The sequence below is a fragment of the Nocardioides secundeburneus genome (assembly GCF_039939255.1).
In the GTDB taxonomy this organism is placed as follows: domain Bacteria; phylum Actinomycetota; class Actinomycetes; order Propionibacteriales; family Nocardioidaceae; genus Nocardioides.
Genome location: NZ_JBDUUE010000001.1, coordinates 632397 through 644949 on the forward strand (window position 1 = coordinate 632397; position 12553 = coordinate 644949).

The window sequence follows — 12553 nt, forward strand, 5'->3', positions numbered from 1 at the left end:
TCATGAGCGGGACGGCGACGACGACGCGCGAGCGCATCGTCGACGCCGCCGTGCGGATGACCAGTGACGTCGGCTGGTCGCAGGTGACCATGGCCAAGCTCGCCGACCGCGCGGGCGTCAGCCGCCAGACCGTCTACAACGAGCTGGGCACCAAGAGCGGCCTCGCCGAGGCGATGATCCTGCGCGAGCTCGAGCGGTTCCTCGTCGTCGTCGAGGCGGCGTTCGACGACCACCCGGCCGACATCGTCGAGGCGATCCGGGCGGCCTCCCGCACGGTGCTCGAGCACGCCCAGGACAACCACCTGCTGCACGCCGTCGTCTCGGCCACCCACGGCGCCGACACCGAGCTGCTGCCGCTGCTCACCACCCACGCCGAGTCGTTGCTCGTCGTCGCCAAGTCGGTGATCGTCGGGCGCACGGTGCCCTACGGGCTCACCCTCGACGAGCGCCGTCTCGACGCCGCCATCGACATGGTCGTCCGGGTCGTGCTCAGCCACGTCATGCAGCCGAGTGCACCGCCCGCCGACACGGCCGACGACATCGCCTGGATCGCCCACCGCGTGCTGGCCTGATACCCGCGCAGCCGTTGGCGGGCCCACCTACCCTCGTGGGGTGAGGACGCTGAGGTCACGGCTGCTGGGTGCTGCCGCGGTGACCGCCGTCCTCGTCGTGACGGCGTGCGGGGGCGGACCCGAGGCGACCGACGACGAGCCGAGCGCCGCGCCGTCGTCGAGCGGCACGGCCACGTCGCCGGCCGGCGGCCCGACGCAGGCGGGGCTCGACCCGGCCTACGCCGTCGAGGCGCCGGGCAAGCGCACCGAGCCGATCGGCGTGGCCGACATCCTGGTCTCCGGCAAGACGACGCTCGACCCCGACCTCGTCGAGCAGGTCCGCGAGCTCGACGGCGTCGTCAACGTCACGACGATCTCGCTGGCCAACGTGGCGCTCGAGAACAAGGTCTACAACCTCGCGGCCGTCGACCCGGCCGCCTACCGCCTGTTCGTGCCCGGCCAGGAGCTGCCCGACGCGTGGAAGCGGGTCGCGGCCGGTGAGGTGGCGGCGTCGTCCAGGCTGATGAAGAGGCTGCCCGTCGACGAGCAGGGCTACCTGACCCTCAGCCCCGACGTCGAGGGCGGCACCGTGCACGTCGGCTCCTACAGCGACCAGCCCGAGAAGATCGACCTGGTCGTCAACCGCCTGCGGGGCGAGGCGCTCGGCATGGTGCCCGACAACGCCCTGCTGATCACGACGGGGCAGACCGCGCCCGAGACGCTGAAGGAGCCGATCACCGAGCTCGTCGGCCAGGACGCCGCCGTCCAGAACCTCGACGCCGTCGCCCGCTTCGGCCTCGACCCCGACGCCTTCGACACCGCGGTGCTGGTCGGCGACTTCGCCGACGCCGTCGGGGTGTTCAACTACACCCCGATCGGCGGTGGCCGCATCGCGCCCGACCCGGCCTGGGTGAGCTCGCACATCGTCACCGAGGTCGTGCCGATCCTCGGCTCGGTCACCTGCAACAAGTACCTCATGCCGCAGCTCAAGGCGGCGCTCGCCGAGGTCGTCACCCGCGGGCTGGAGTCGGAGATCAACGTCGGCGAGTACGCCGGGTGCTACTACCCGCGCTACATCGCGGGCTCGACCAACCTGTCCAACCACTCGTTCGGGCTCGCCCTCGACCTCAACGTGCCGGGCAACCAGCGCGGCACCGTCGGCGAGATGAACCGCGAGGTCGTCGCGATCTTCAAGTACTGGGGCTTCGCCTGGGGCGGCGACTGGGCCTTCACCGACCCGATGCACTTCGAGCTGGCGCAGCTCAAGGAGCCGGGCTAGGCACTAGATCTCGGGGCTCGCTCCGCTCGCACCTCGATCACCGTGCCACACCGACGCCGGTCGAGGTGCGAGGAGCGCTGGCGACGAGCCTCGAGACCACTCAGCCGAGCTTGCACGCCGCGGTGCCGCCCGGGAGCCGGTGACGGTTGGCCGCGACGAGCGCGTAGACCCGGGCGGCGACCGGCCGCAGCAGGCGAGCGCCGACGACGCGGCCGAGCACGCGCCAGTAGATCCGTCGGCACGAGCGCAGGGCCGCAGCCGCGGCCCCGGCTCCGCGGTGGGCGACGCGGCCGTCGGGGCCGAGCCAGTAGGCGGCGGTCGTGACGTCGTCGACCGTGAGGCCGAGGGCGTCGAGGTCGAGGTCCTGCCACGGACGGGCCTTGGCGTCGCTGCGGGCGCGGACCCAGTCGGCGCACCACGTGCAGAAGCCGCAGTCGGCGTCGTAGACGATCGTGCCGGTCGCGCTCATACCCCGAGTCTGGCACGCAGGTAGCTGGCGACCATGAGCGCCAGGTCGTCGACGACGGCGTCGCGCCCGGCGTCCCGCGGGGACCGCACGAGCGTGTGGCGCACCGTCTCGACGCAGAACCCCACGACGCGCCGCAGCTCGGCGTCGGGCACCGACGTGACGCCGGCCGAGCGCAACGCGTCGGCGAACAGGTCGACCACCTGCTCGCGCACCCGGTGCGCGGGCGAGTCGCCGCGCTCGGGCGGCAGCTCCTCGGTCAGTCGGTAGTAGCCGGGGTGGCTGAGCTGCAGCGCCGACGCCGAGCGCACCAGCTCGCCGACGACGGCCCCGACGTCGGTGCCGGGGGCGACGTCGGCGACCGTCGCGGCGTAGGCGGGCATGAGGTCGCCCAGGTAGCGCTCGGCCAGGGCGTCGGCGATCGCCGTCTTGTCGGGGAAGAACCGGTAGAGCGCGCCGACCGACAGCCCGGCGCGGGCGGCGATGCCGCGGGTGCCGGCGCCCGCCAGCCCCAGCTCGCCGATCTCGGCCTCGGCCGCGTCGAGCACGCGCTCGTAGGTCTCGCGCGACCGGCGCTGCCGGGGCAGGGCTGGGCCGGTGCTCACGAGGCGATGATGCTCCCGTCGCCCTGACGGCGGCAGTCGAGCGTCGCGGCCGCGCCGGTCCAGGCCCGGGTGAGGCACTGGCCGAGCACCTGATGGCCGGCCGCGCTGGGGTGCCACGACTCCTGGCAGGTCTGGTAGTAGTCGGCGCAGGTGTCGGTGACGCGCTTGATGTCGAGCTTGTCGAACGGCCCGAAGCTCTCGACCTTCACGCCGCTCGGGCCGTCCATCACCCGTAGCGGGGTCGCCAGCGCGCCCGCGGGGCTGCCGGGGTTCTCGCACAGCCGGGCGCCGTCGAAGGCGTGCTGCACGCTGAGGTAGGTCAGGTCGACGTCCGGGCGCTCGGCGCGCAGCGTGGCCGCGGCCCCGGCGACCATCGAGCCCAGGTTCTGGCTGAAGCGGTGCGCGGGGGCGAGGCTGGCGACGTCGGCCGGGCAGCCGGCGGCGTAGCGCTCGTCGACGAGCGCGCGGTACTTGTCGCGCTCGTCGTCACGGCCGTCCTCCTCGAGGTAGTCGGCGGCGTAGGCCTCGGGCAACGGGTTGGTGTAGTCCTGCAGGACGACGCGGTGCTCGCCGTCGGCGTCGACCTCGTCGAGCACGTCGAGCACCTGGCGCAGTGCGGCGGTGGTGTCGGCCTGGGCGGCGGCGAGCTGCTCGGCGCTCGCCAGGTCGGCGTCGGTGCAGGGGTCCTCGTCCAGCTCGGTGCCGCTGATCCAGTTGATCACGTCGATCCAGACCTCCCACCAGCCGGTGTAGCCGTCGCCGACGAAGCGTCCGGCGCACTCGGCGGCGACGGTGCCGAAGGTGAAGTGGGCGTTGTTGGAGCCGAGGCCGATCAGCACGAGGTCGATGTCGCCGGTCTGCGCGACCTCGCGCAGCTGGTCGAGCTGCGCGGCGACGGTGCGTCCGCCGTCGCGGGCGCTCGAGGCGTTCGCCATGTCCTGCGGCTGGGCGCCGCTGCAGGCGAGGTTGACCCGCTGGGTGATGCCGGGCAGGTCGGCGACGGCGATGCTCGCGTTCGGCGAGCGGTGGCAGAAGTAGGGGTTGGCGTTGTCGGCGTCCCACCCCGGGAAGCCCTGGGTGACCCCGGACTGGTCGGTGACGGCGCCGTAGTCGCCGGCGCCCTCGCCGCTGATGAACGAGTCGCCGAGCGCGACCGCGGTGGGTGGCAGCTCCGCCGACGACGGTGGCGGCTGGGCCACCGTGGTGACTGCGGTGAGTGCCGTGACACCCAGGGCCAGCGCGAGCGCGCGACGGACGACGTTCATGATTCCTCCCGAGAAACGCGAACAGTTGTTCGCACTCTGCTCCTCGGGAGGCGGCACGTCAACGCCTCAAGCGGTCAGCCGCCGCCGCACGTGGTCGGCGACCATCGCCATCGTGCGCCGGGCGCGGGCCGGGTCCTCGGTGAGGAAGTAGTGGTCGACCCCCGGTGTCACGTCGTGGACGACGTCGACGCCGGCCTCGCGCAGCCGTGCGGCGTAGGTGTCGCCGTCGCGGCGCAGGGTGTCGCGCTCGGCCGTCATCACCACGGCCGGGGGCAGGCCGGACAGGTCGGGGGCGAGCACCGGCGAGGCGTAGGGATCGGAGCGGGTGGCCGGGTCGGGGAAGTAGACGCGACGCACGAGCGCCCGCAACGACGGCGAGATCATCCCGGACCCGGCGGGCAGGTCGGAGGCGAGGTCGAGCGCAGGCACGCCGAGCACCTGCAGCCGGGGCGCGAACGAGCCGAGGTCGCGCGCCTGCAGGCACACCGACGCCGCCAGTCCGCCCCCGCTGGAGAACCCGCCGACCGCCACCGGCCCCTCCGCCGCCACCGCCTCGGCGACGTCGTGCGCCTGGTGCTGCGCGACGGGATAGGCCACGTAGGGACCGGTGCGGAAGTCGACGTTGACCACGCGCACCCCGGCGGTCGCGGCGACGTAGCGGCACCACCAGTCGTCCATCTGCGGGTAGCGCATCAACCACGCGCCGCCGTGCAGGTGCACCAGCGCCGGAGCGCCGGGCTCGCCGTACTCGTAGGAGGTGACGACCCCGTGCCGGGTGCGATCGCGGCGCTGGCGCGGACGGGGCAGGTCGCGCCCGGCGAACCGCAGGTCGGCGCCGTAGCGCACGGTGAACCGTGCGGTGGCGTGCATCGTCATCGCGCTGAGCCGGTCGGTGATCCGCACGCTGCGTGGTTCGGAGGCGCGCACCGGGCGGATGGGCCCGGGTGGCACCATGGAGCGGGTGAGCAGCCCGTACCAGCAGACCCCGCCCGAGGACGACGACGGCCAGCTCGGCGCCGACGTCATCGGCTACCTCGGTCTCGCGGCCGCCGCCGTGGGCGTGCTGGCCCTCGTCGCGATGGCGATCGTCTGCATCGTGATGGCCGTCAACTACTACGGCTGAGCCCGCCCGGCGCCCGGGGCTCTACGTTGGCACCATGCGTGCAGCCCAGGTCGTGACCACCACCGGACCCACCGACGTCGTCGTCACCGACGTCCCCGAGCCGGAGCCGGGCCCCGGCGACGTGCTCGTCGAGGTCCACCGGGTCGGGGTCAGCTTCCCCGACCTGCTGCTCAGCCGCGGGCAGTACCAGATGAAGCCCGAGACGCCGTTCAGCCTCGGCGTCGACGTCGCCGGCACCGTCGTCTCGGCTCCCGAGGCGTCCGGCTTCGCGCCGGGCCAGCGGGTGGCGGCCTGCGGTGGCTGGGGCGGCGCCCAGGAGTGGGTGGCGGTCCCGGCCGCCTGGACCTTCGCCCTGCCCGACGCGACCTCGTTCGACGAGGGCGCCGCACTTCCGATGAACTACCTGACCGCCGAATTCGCGCTCTACGAGCGGGGTGGCCTGCGCGAGGGCGAGACCGTGCTCGTGCACGGCGCCGCGGGCGGTCTCGGCACCGCCACCATCCAGGTCGCCAAGGGCATGGGCGCCCGGGTGATCGGCGTCGTCTCGACCGACGCCAAGCGCGCTACCGCCACGACGGCCGGCGCCGACCACGTCGTCCTGCTCGACGGGTTCAAGGACGCCGTCCAGGAGCTCACCGGGGGAGCCGGCGTCGACGTCGTCGCCGACATCGTGGGCGGCGACGCCTTCACCGACTCGCTCCGCTCGCTCTCGACCCAGGGCCGCCTGCTGGTGCTCGGCTTCGCCTCCGGCACCGGCATCCCCGAGGTCAAGGTCAACCGCCTGCTGCTCAACAACACCGACGTCCGCGGGGTCGGCTGGGGCGCCTTCGCGATGGTCCGCCCCGACTACATGGGCGAGCAGTGGACCCGGTTGGTGCCGATGATCGAGGCCGGCCACGTGAAGCCCACGGTCGGCAAGGTCTACGAGCTCGAGGGCTTCGGCCAGGCGCTCGTCGACATGGACGAGCGGCGCACGCTCGGCAAGTCCGTGGTGCGGGTGCGGGACTGACGCCGAGCACGTTGTCGTCATGTCGACAAAGCCATAGAGAGACACCGGAGGTCGGCACGCTCCCAGGGACTGCGCCCGCCTCTCAGGGGTTGCAACGCCTGGGAACGTCAGGAACACCCGGTGCACCGGGTGTTCCCCGCCCCGGGGCGGTCACGCGACCGGGTGCTCGTCGGTCGAGCGCGAGTCGGTGAGCGTGAGAGCGCCGAGGGTGGCGATGGCGCCGACGACGACGGCGAGCACGGCGTAGGTGATCCGCTCGCCGTGGAAGAACGACTGCACGAGCGACGACGACCAGGCGCCCTCGGGCAGCGTCGTGGTCACCAGGACGGCGATCATCGTGCCGACGACGGCGGTGCCGATGCTGGTGCCGACCTCCTGCGCGGTGTCGTTGAGGGCGGTGCCGATCGAGGTGCGGTTGGCGGGCATGGCGTCGACGAGAGCGATGGCGCAGATCGTCATCACGGTGCGCAGGCCGATCGTCATCGCGACCATCGAGACCGCGATCGCGAGGTAGCCGTGCTCGACGCCCCAGGCGAGGCCCGCGAGGGAGCCGCCGAGGAACGCGGCACCGACGAGGCAGGCGACGCGGTGGCCGAAGCGGGTGGCGAGCGACTCCGAGAGCGGCGTCGCCAGCACCATCGTCACGATGATCGGCAGGTTCGCGAGGCCGGCCCGCACGGGGCTCCAGCCGTAGGCGAGCTGGAAGTGCAGGATCAGGCCGAACAGCACCGAGGCCATGGCGATCGAGGTGCCGACCTGGGCGATCGCCGCGCCGCGCACGGTGCCGTTCGAGAACAGCGACAGGTCGAGCATCGGCGACGCCGTCCGGCGCTCGTGCGCGACGAACGCGACGGCGGCGAGCACCGCGCCGACGATCGCGCCGACGGTCAGCACCGAGCCCCACCCGTGCTCGACGCCGCTGGTCAGCGACCAGCAGCCGAGCCCGATGGTGGCGATGCTGAGCAGGGCGCCGGGCAGGTCGAGGCGGTCGGAGGTCAGGTCGTCGGGGTGGTCGGCCGGGACGCCGAGCCGGACGCCGACGAACGCCAGGAGCGCGATGGGTGCGTTGACGACGAGCAGCCACTCCCAGCGCACGTGCGCGAGTGCGGTGCCGCCGAGCACCGGGCCGAGCACGAAGCCCGACATGCCGACGATGATCATCAGCGTCATGGCCCGCATGCGCAGGGCCTGGTCGTCGAAGAGGCGGAAGACGAGCGCGTTGGTGATCGGGGCCATCGCGGCGGCGGCGACGCCGAGAGCGGCGCGCAACGCGATCAGCTCGCCCGCACTGGTGACCGCGACGACGAGCAGGCTGGTGAGCCCGAACGCGACGAGCCCGACCAACAAGACACGGCGTCGTCCGAAACGGTCGGCGATCGAGCCGGCCGTCAGCAGCAGGCCGCCGAAGGTCAGGGAGTAGGCGCCGGTCACCCACTGCAGGGCTGTCGTGCCGCTGCCGAGGTCGCGGCCGATCGTCGGCAGCGCGATCGAGAGCAGCGTGTTGTCGACCATCTCGACGAAGAAGGCGAGGCAGAGCGCGGCGAGCGGGATCCAGGCGGCGCGGAGCGAGGTGTAGGTGCGGGACGCGGACGACACGGTGGGCGCGTCGGGCGTGGTGGCGGTGTCGGTCATGGCGACCTCCTCTCGGACGGCGTCCGCGAGCCGGACGACGGGAGGGACGCTAGGAACCGCCGCTTTCACGGCGGCTTCACCGCGGTTTCACCGCCCGCCGCGGCTCCGGCGCGGGGGGCGGTCATGCTGTCCGGATGACCACCGCCCGCCTGGTGCCCGTCACCACCGAGATGGACGGCGACGAGCTCGACGCCGAGGACGCCTGGCACCTGCTGCGCCGGCACGGGCTCCGCACCGTGCTGCTCGGCTCGTTCGTGCGCTTCCGCTACGGCGACGGCTTCACCAACAGCCGCGCCCTGGCCCTGCAGACCTGCCTCGGCGTCGTGCCCTTCCTGCTCGCGACCACGGGCCTCGCCGCCGACGTCGACGACGCGCGCTGGGCGACGGTGGTCGCGCTCACCGTGCACGCCGTCTCGCCCGGCTCGGACGGCGACGCGCTGGCGGGCGCGGCGTCCGGCGGGTCGGAGTCGGCCGGCGAGGTGGCCCTCGTCCTCGGCCTGCTCCTCGCGATCGTCTCGATGACGACGGCGATGGCCCAGGTCGAGCGCGGCAGCAACCGCATCTACGGCATCCGCCGCGACCGCCCCGCGCTCGCGAAGTACGGCCGGGCCGCCGTGCTCACCGCCGTGCTCGCCGTCCCCGTGGGGGTCGGCTTCACCCTGCTCGTGGCCGGCGGCGCCTTCGGCGACGCCATGGTCTCCGAGTACGGCTGGTCGGACGGCGCCCACACCGCCTGGGAGGTGCTGCGCTGGCCGGCCGGCCTGCTGCTGCTGGTCACCACGATCGCCGTGCTGCTCGACCACGCGCCGCGACGACGCCAACCGGCGCTGTCGTGGCTGGCGCTCGGCGCCGTCGTCTCGGTGGCGCTCAGCATGGTCTCGGCCGCGGGCCTGGCCGCCTACGTCAACCTCAGCGGCGCGTTCGGCAGCACCTACGGCCCTCTCGCCGGCATCGTCGCGCTCCTCGTGTGGAGCCTGCTGTCGGCCATCGCGCTGTTCCTCGGCGTCGCCGTGTGCGCCCAGCTCGAGGCGCTGCGCGCCCAGCAGCCCGAGCCGGCCGACGACGACCCGGGGCGACCGCACCACACCGTCGTCGACGACTGAGCCGCCCGACGGCCGAAGGGGTCAGAGGTCGGCGAGCGGGTGGATCACGACCTCGCCGACGAGCAGGGGACCGGCCACCTCGAACGCCCGCGCGACGTGCGGCTGGCCCATGTGGGCGTCGAGGTCGTCCTGCGACTCCCACTCCTCGACCGTGACGAAGGTGCCCGGCACCGAGGTCGAGGCGTAGACGTCGTAGCGCAGGCACCCCTGGTCGGCGCGCGAGGCGGCCGCCAGCTCGGCCAGGGCGGGGGCCGCCTCGGCGGCGCGTGCGGCATCGAGCGGGATGGTGGCGACGACGGTCAGGGTCATGACCGGACTGTAGGCCTCAGCGGCCGGGAGCGGCACCCGCAGCGCAGGTAGTGTCGCGCGGGTGAGCATCCTCGACGACGCCCGTGCGGGCATGGACCTCGACATCCGCCCCCAGGACGACCTGTTCGGCCACGTCAACGGCCGCTGGCTCGAGACGGTGGAGATCCCGAGCGACCGCTCGAGCTGGGGTCCGTTCGTGCAGCTGGCCGATGCCGCCGAGACCCACGTCAAGGAGATCATCGAGACCCTCGCGGCCGACCCGTCGTCGGGGGCCGACGCCGACGACGCGACCAAGATCGGCGACCTGTACGCCTCGTTCATGGACACCGCGGCGATCGAGGCCCGCGGCACCACCTCGCTGCAGCCGCTGGTCGACGCCGTCGCCGCGCTGCGCGACGTCCGCGACCTCGCCGCGTTCCTCGGGGAGGTCGAGCGCATCGGCGGGCACGGTGTCTTCGGGTCCTACATCGACAACGACGACCGCGACTCCGACCGCTACGTCGTCAACCTCTACCAAGGCGGGCTGGGCCTGCCCGACGAGTCCTACTACCGCGACGAGAAGTTCGCCGCGCAGCGCGAGGCCTACATCGGCTACCTGACGACGCTCCTCGGCCTCGGCGGCCACGCCGACCCCGCCGCGGCGGCGCAGACGATCCTGGAGATCGACACCCGCATCGCCGCCGGCCACTGGGAGCGGTCCGAGACGCGCGACGTGCAGAAGACCTACAACCTCAAGACCTACGACGAGCTCGTCGCGCTCTGCCCGGCCTTCGACTGGGACGCCTACATCCGCAACCTCGGCGGCAGCCGCGACACCATCGCCGAGGTCTGCGTGCGGCAGCCGTCGTTCTTCGAGCACCTGTCGACCGTGCTCGAGGAGGTCCCGATCGAGCAGTGGCAGGACTGGCTGCTCAGCCACGTGCTGCGCTCGGCCGCCGCCTACCTCACCGACGACTTCGTCGAGGCCAACTTCGACTTCTACGGCCGCACCCTCAACGGCACCCCCGAGCTGCGCGCCCGCTGGAAGCGCGGGGTCGGCTTCGTCGAGGGCGCCATGGGCGAGGCCGTCGGCAAGGAGTACGTCGCACGCCACTTCCCGCCGACGTCCAAGGCGCTGATGGACGAGCTCGTCGCCGACCTGCTCGCCGCCTACCGCGTCTCGATCGAGAAGCTCGACTGGATGACCGACGCCACCAAGCAGCGGGCCTACGACAAGCTCGCGACGTTCCGCCCCAAGATCGGCTACCCCGAGACGTTCCGCGACTACAGCGGTCTGCGCGTGGTGCGCGACGACCTGCTCGCCAACGTGCACGCGGCCGCCGCGTTCGAGACCGATCGCCAGCTGGGCAAGATCGGCTCGCCCGTCGACCGTGACGAGTGGTTCATGCTGCCGCAGACGGTCAACGCCTACTACAACCCCGGCACCAACGAGATCTGCTTCCCCGCGGGCATCCTGCAGAAGCCGTTCTTCTCGCCCGACGCGCTGACGGCCGAGAACTACGGCGGCATCGGTGCCGTGATCGGGCACGAGGTCGGGCACGGCTTCGACGACCAGGGCGCGCAGTACGACGGCGCCGGCAACCTCAACGACTGGTGGACGCCGGAGGACAAGTCGGCGTTCGAGCTCAAGTCGAAGGCGCTCGTCGAGCAGTACAACGCCTTCGAGCCCCGGGCGCTGCCCGGCGAGCGCGTCAACGGCGCGCTCACGGTGGGCGAGAACATCGGCGACCTCGGCGGTCTCACCATCGCCCTCAAGGCCTACGCGATCGCCTGCGAGCGTCGGGGCGAGCCCCTCACGCCCGAGGGCCGCAGGACCCTCTTCATGAACTGGGCCTTCGTGTGGCGCACCAAGCGCCGCAAGGAGCAGGAGCAGCAGTTCCTCACCGTCGACCCCCACAGCCCGCCGGAGTTCCGCGCCAACATCGTGCGCAACCTCGACGAGTTCCACGAGGTGTTCGAGACGACGGCGGGCGACGGGCTGTGGATCGACCCCGAGGATCGCGTCCGCATCTGGTGACCGGACCCGGCGGGCCGGACGCTCATGCGAGCGGACCCGGTGTCCGATGGACGCCGACGTGGTCGTGCGTCAGGGGGCGATGGTGCCGCAGGTGATCCGGATCCGGAAGGTGTCGGCGTTCGGGACGCCGGGGCTCAGGCCGAGCACGCTGCCCCCGCCCTGAGCGATCGCCATCTGCGTCGGTGCGTTGGAGCTGACCCAGAACGCGCTCCCGCCGAGGACCCGCTTGCCGTCGGGACAGGTGAGGGAGTGGAACGCCGAGGTGTTCGCCGGCTTCGGCCACTCGTTCTGCACCACGACCCAGCCCGAGACGGCGCCCGAGGTCGTGGGGCCCTGCGGACCGGTGGGGCCGGTGGGCCCGGCCGGCCCGGCGGGCCCCGCGGGCCCGGTGGCTCCGCGCGCGCCCCTGAGCGCGGCGACCGCCGACGGCGCGAGGTCCTTCACCTGGATCGTGCGGTCCTTCAGGTCGGCCGAAGTGACGGTGCCGTCCTTGATCTGCTTGCCTGTGATCATCGACCCGGCGACCGCGCCCCCGGCGGAGCCGAGGGTGAGTCCGGCGGCGAGCAGGGCGACGGCGGTGAGACTGCGAACGGGCATCAGGGAACCTCTCGGTGGTGGGTCCTCATCGGACGACGGCGGCGAGGACCGGCCGGTGACGGTCGCCGTGCGACTCGCCGCGGGTGCGCAACCCGCCGCGGCGGCGGATCGCGTTGGTGACGAAGACGACGCGCTCGGTCTCGGCGACGGCGTCCGGGTGGTCGAGCTCGTGGAGCGTGACGGCGGGGGCGGCGGGCTGCGGCGTGCGCTTCATGGCGATGTCCTTCGCAACGACGGGGATCGGTCGTAGGGGAGGAGGGCGCCGGCGCCCGCGTGATACCGCCGGGGCCGTCGGTCTGCCGGCTAGCGGACGACGGCGGCGAGGACCGGGCGGTGCGCTCCCGGGTGGTGCTCGGCGCGGGAGCGGAGCCCGCCTCGGCGGCGGACGGCGTTGGTCACGAAGACCACCTGGTCGCGCTCGGGGAGCCCCGGGCCGGCCGTCGGCTCCGGGAGCTCACGCAGGGTCACGGTGGTGCGAGCTGTCGACTTGCGCATGCCGCCACTGTCCTCACCGGCCTTTCGGAATCCTTCGTGAACCGTGTGGAGAACGTGAGTGGTCCAGACAGGCTGATGGCCGAGCGGAGCTCGGCGTGCAGC

Annotated in this window: 15 protein-coding genes; 6 read left to right on the top strand and 9 right to left on the bottom strand. The window is 72.8% G+C overall.

Features of this window, described 5'->3' with window-relative positions; all coding sequences use genetic code 11:
• Window positions 1-2 precede the first annotated feature (2 nt).
• Both ABFT23_RS02835 and ABFT23_RS02840 read left to right on the top strand, forming a co-directional pair.
• Complete coding sequence (locus ABFT23_RS02835) at window positions 3-572, top strand: TetR/AcrR family transcriptional regulator (protein ID WP_347892427.1); 570 nt, start codon at window positions 3-5, stop codon at window positions 570-572.
• 40 nt (window positions 573-612) lie between these two features.
• The gene (locus tag ABFT23_RS02840; protein ID WP_347892428.1) at window positions 613-1830 is read left to right on the top strand and encodes a M15 family metallopeptidase; all 1218 of its coding nucleotides are present in this window, start codon (window positions 613-615) and stop codon (window positions 1828-1830) included.
• Window positions 1831-1930: 100 nt separating this feature from the next.
• Here the strand turns inward: ABFT23_RS02840 and ABFT23_RS02845 are convergent, their stop codons facing one another.
• The 4 genes from ABFT23_RS02845 to ABFT23_RS02860 all read right to left on the bottom strand — a co-directional run bounded on the left by ABFT23_RS02845 (window position 1931) and on the right by ABFT23_RS02860 (window position 5069).
• On the bottom strand, window positions 1931-2299 hold the full coding sequence (locus ABFT23_RS02845; RefSeq protein WP_347892430.1) for a thiol-disulfide oxidoreductase DCC family protein: 369 nt from the start codon (window positions 2297-2299) through the stop codon (window positions 1931-1933).
• A complete protein-coding gene (locus ABFT23_RS02850; protein WP_347892432.1) occupies window positions 2296-2901 on the bottom strand; it encodes a TetR/AcrR family transcriptional regulator in 606 nt (201 codons plus the stop codon). The genes ABFT23_RS02845 and ABFT23_RS02850 overlap by 4 nt, the downstream gene beginning before the upstream one ends.
• Window positions 2898-4166: an SGNH/GDSL hydrolase family protein gene (locus ABFT23_RS02855; RefSeq protein WP_347892434.1), complete on the bottom strand. Its 1269-nt coding sequence runs from the start codon at window positions 4164-4166 to the stop codon at window positions 2898-2900. The genes ABFT23_RS02850 and ABFT23_RS02855 overlap by 4 nt, the downstream gene beginning before the upstream one ends.
• A 66-nt stretch (window positions 4167-4232) precedes the next feature.
• A complete protein-coding gene (locus ABFT23_RS02860; protein ID WP_347892435.1) occupies window positions 4233-5069 on the bottom strand; it encodes an alpha/beta hydrolase in 837 nt (278 codons plus the stop codon).
• Between the two features lie 58 nt (window positions 5070-5127).
• On the opposite strand from ABFT23_RS02860, the gene ABFT23_RS02865 reads away from it, so the two are divergent.
• Together ABFT23_RS02865 and ABFT23_RS02870 are read left to right on the top strand one after the other, a co-directional pair.
• Window positions 5128-5289, top strand: a complete 162-nt coding sequence (locus ABFT23_RS02865; protein WP_347892436.1) for a hypothetical protein — start codon at window positions 5128-5130, stop codon at window positions 5287-5289.
• Window positions 5290-5323: 34 nt separating this feature from the next.
• Window positions 5324-6298 (top strand): NADPH:quinone oxidoreductase family protein, encoded by a 975-nt coding sequence (locus ABFT23_RS02870; RefSeq protein WP_347892437.1) that lies wholly within the window; start codon window positions 5324-5326, stop codon window positions 6296-6298.
• Between the two features lie 150 nt (window positions 6299-6448).
• On the opposite strand, the gene ABFT23_RS02875 is transcribed toward ABFT23_RS02870, so the two are convergent.
• Window positions 6449-7930 (bottom strand): MFS transporter, encoded by a 1482-nt coding sequence (locus ABFT23_RS02875; RefSeq protein WP_347892438.1) that lies wholly within the window; start codon window positions 7928-7930, stop codon window positions 6449-6451.
• Window positions 7931-8064: 134 nt separating this feature from the next.
• Here ABFT23_RS02875 and ABFT23_RS02880 point away from each other — a divergent pair, with 134 nt between their 5' ends.
• Window positions 8065-9033: a YihY/virulence factor BrkB family protein gene (locus tag ABFT23_RS02880; RefSeq protein WP_347892439.1), complete on the top strand. Its 969-nt coding sequence runs from the start codon at window positions 8065-8067 to the stop codon at window positions 9031-9033.
• 21 nt (window positions 9034-9054) lie between these two features.
• Here the strand turns inward: ABFT23_RS02880 and ABFT23_RS02885 are convergent, their stop codons facing one another.
• Window positions 9055-9342: a putative quinol monooxygenase gene (locus ABFT23_RS02885; RefSeq protein WP_347892440.1), complete on the bottom strand. Its 288-nt coding sequence runs from the start codon at window positions 9340-9342 to the stop codon at window positions 9055-9057.
• Between the two features lie 61 nt (window positions 9343-9403).
• On the opposite strand from ABFT23_RS02885, the gene ABFT23_RS02890 reads away from it, so the two are divergent.
• Window positions 9404-11359, top strand: coding sequence for a M13 family metallopeptidase (locus ABFT23_RS02890; protein WP_347892441.1), 1956 nt, complete (start codon window positions 9404-9406; stop codon window positions 11357-11359).
• Between the two features lie 69 nt (window positions 11360-11428).
• On the opposite strand, the gene ABFT23_RS02895 is transcribed toward ABFT23_RS02890, so the two are convergent.
• From ABFT23_RS02895 to ABFT23_RS02905, 3 genes are all read right to left on the bottom strand, one after another.
• On the bottom strand, window positions 11429-11956 hold the full coding sequence (locus tag ABFT23_RS02895) for a hypothetical protein (protein WP_347892442.1): 528 nt from the start codon (window positions 11954-11956) through the stop codon (window positions 11429-11431).
• A gap of 25 nt (window positions 11957-11981) precedes the next feature.
• Complete coding sequence (locus ABFT23_RS02900) at window positions 11982-12170, bottom strand: hypothetical protein (protein WP_347892443.1); 189 nt, start codon at window positions 12168-12170, stop codon at window positions 11982-11984.
• A gap of 89 nt (window positions 12171-12259) precedes the next feature.
• On the bottom strand, window positions 12260-12451 hold the full coding sequence (locus tag ABFT23_RS02905; protein WP_347892444.1) for a hypothetical protein: 192 nt from the start codon (window positions 12449-12451) through the stop codon (window positions 12260-12262).
• Window positions 12452-12553 lie beyond the last annotated feature (102 nt).